This is a genomic window from Streptomyces sp. NPDC005799 (genome assembly GCF_040630525.1).
GTDB classification, from domain to species: domain Bacteria; phylum Actinomycetota; class Actinomycetes; order Streptomycetales; family Streptomycetaceae; genus Streptomyces; species Streptomyces griseorubiginosus_B.
Window position 1 is genome coordinate 1 of the sequence record NZ_JBEXXQ010000187.1, and the last position, 2147, is coordinate 2147.

The window sequence follows — 2147 nt, forward strand, 5'->3', positions numbered from 1 at the left end:
ACCGCATCCGCCATGCCCGCTACAAGTTCCTCATCTGGTGCGCGGACGCCGCCATCCCGCAAGTGCGTACCCTCGCCACCACCGTGGACCGCTGGTGGAACGAGATCGCCGCATTCATCGACACCGGACACAGCAACGCCCAAAGCGAGGGCATCAACCGCGTGATCAAGCTCGTCACCCGCGCAGCCTTCGGGTTCCGCAACGCCACGAACCAGCGGCTACGCACACACTGTGTCACGACTCACCGAGCCCGTCGGCACCTCCACACCGCTCTGAGGAAATTACGGGCGAACTGCCGAGCCGATCAACGACCAAATCCCGCTGACGAATCGAGGTTAATCATTGCCAATCAAGACGGTATAATAACTACCATCTGCGGCACTGAGGGGAATTTCTGCATGGTTAGTGATCACTCCGTCAGGCGTATGGTAGTTGAGGTCAATTACTTGACCCGTTTTCCACCAATAGTCGGACGCTTTTTTGCAGTCGACGCCCTTCCAGGACCTGCCAATAATAGCATAGTCCCTGCTCGCCACTTTTTGGCCGTTTTGATTAAACCCAGAAATGGTTAGATCCTGCCACTTGAGCCCTTGATTGCAAAGCTCCAATCGAACGCTATTCGTCGACGCCGCATTTGCTGTGTGGCTTGAGCCGGAAATAGAGAGCGCGATGGCGGTGCACGAGGTAAACGCAGCCGCGAGTGCCATTTTCTTGAAGTGTGACATTTTTTATTTATACCGCAGTGATTGCGGTGACGGTAGAGGCAAAATACCCCAGCATACTCAACTCGACGAGGAATGTGTTTGCCTACCGGTAGTTCGTTAGCCTCGATCTTTCATGAGGGTCCGTCAGCTTGCTGACGGACCCTTTCGGCTCGTTCAGGGCAGAGATTTCTCGGGTGGGCAGGCCGGTGGCCCGGCTGATGCCCCTATGGATGTCAAGCGGCTGGTGCTGGTGTCACCGCGGTTCGCGGGTGATCGTCTGGTAGATCTCTCGTGCGATGTACCGTTTCAGGCACCGGATGGCTTCTCGGCGGGTCTTGCCTTCACTGATGCGTCGCTCCACGTAGTCGCGCGTGCGGGTGTCCCAGCGCAGGCGGGCCAGGACGATGGTGTAGAGCGCGGAGTTGGCCTGGCGGTCGCCGCCGCGGTTGAGCCTGCGGCGTTGGGTCTTGCCGGAGCATGCCTCCACCGGGCTGACGCCGCAGAGCGCGGCGAAGGACGCTTCGCTGCCCATCCGTTGTGGGTTGTCACCGGCCGCTATCAGCAACGCGGCAGCGGTGTCCGGGCCGACGCCGTAGTGCTCCAGGATTCTCGGTGCACGGGCGGCGATAGCGGTGGTGATCCGCGCGGTGAGGTCGTTGATCTCTTCGCTGAGATGCTGGATCCGTCGGGCCAGCAGCCGGAGTGTGTGCCGGGCCGCCGCTGCCGGGCCGATCCCCTCCACGGCCTCCAACTCGGAGCACCGGCGGATGAGCTTGGGGTTGCTCAGCCCGGTCAGTGACTCGCGCAGAGCAGGATCCGCGGACACCAGGACGGCCTTGAGCTGGTTGATTGCCTGCGAGCGCGACTTGATCGCGGAGCCCTTGGCCATCTTGAACATCCGGATGGCCTCCACCGGCCCGTCGCTGGTCTTGGCGTTGGCAGTGGCCCGGCCGGACAGCACCGCTTGGGCGGCAGCTGCCGCGTCGATCGCGTCGGTCTTGCCGCGCCAGCGGCGGGTGGCCTTGTCCGGCTGGTTGACCTCGATGACAGTGATGCCTTCGCTGTGCAGGTAGCGTGTCAGCGCCGCGCCGTAGGAGCCGGTGCACTCGACGCCGGCCCGCTGGAGCCGCCCGAAGGCCCGTGCCCAGGCCAGGAGTTGCCGGTAGCCCTCCTGGGTGGTCGGGAAGCTACGGGTGTCCAGCATGGCCCCTGTCGGGCCGGCTGCTGAAGCTGGTGTGGGTCGACAGCGCCTACCAGGCGCTGGCGAAGGCGTTCGCCCGCCACGGAGTGCGCGTCGAGGTCGTACGCCGCTCTGACGGACAGCAAGGTTTTGTCGTACTGGCCCGCATTCTGTGGAATCTGATTTGTCAAGTAGCTCAGTCTTTGCCCTGGTTGACGGCAACGATCGGCAGGAGCGTCGCCGTCGCCGGAACGCCGATCTCG

Annotated in this window: 2 protein-coding genes and 2 pseudogenes; 2 read left to right on the forward strand and 2 right to left on the reverse strand. The window is 62.7% G+C overall.

The annotated features are described in order from the left end of the window. Positions 1-32 precede the first annotated feature (32 nt). A pseudogene (locus ABZ453_RS51090) lies at positions 33-212 on the forward strand (transposase); the annotation flags it as partial. A 123-nt stretch (positions 213-335) separates the two neighbouring features. Here ABZ453_RS51090 and ABZ453_RS51095 read toward each other — a convergent pair. Together ABZ453_RS51095 and ABZ453_RS51100 are read right to left on the reverse strand one after the other, a co-directional pair. After that, on the reverse strand, positions 336-725 hold the full coding sequence (locus ABZ453_RS51095; protein WP_359026915.1) for a hypothetical protein: 390 nt from the start codon (positions 723-725) through the stop codon (positions 336-338). Positions 726-957: 232 nt separating this feature from the next. Continuing rightward, the gene (locus tag ABZ453_RS51100; protein ID WP_359026913.1) at positions 958-1908 is read right to left on the reverse strand and encodes an IS110 family transposase; all 951 of its coding nucleotides are present in this window, start codon (positions 1906-1908) and stop codon (positions 958-960) included. A gap of 29 nt (positions 1909-1937) precedes the next feature. On the opposite strand from ABZ453_RS51100, the pseudogene ABZ453_RS51105 reads away from it, so the two are divergent. After that, a pseudogene (locus tag ABZ453_RS51105) lies at positions 1938-2147 on the forward strand (hypothetical protein); the annotation flags it as partial.

Coding starts and splice junctions, on each gene's coding strand:
- ABZ453_RS51100 (WP_359026913.1), bottom strand. CDS start 1,908: ATGCTGGACACCCGTAGCTTCCCGACCACCCAGGAGGGCTACCGGCAA.
- ABZ453_RS51095 (WP_359026915.1), bottom strand. CDS start 725: ATGTCACACTTCAAGAAAATGGCACTCGCGGCTGCGTTTACCTCGTGC.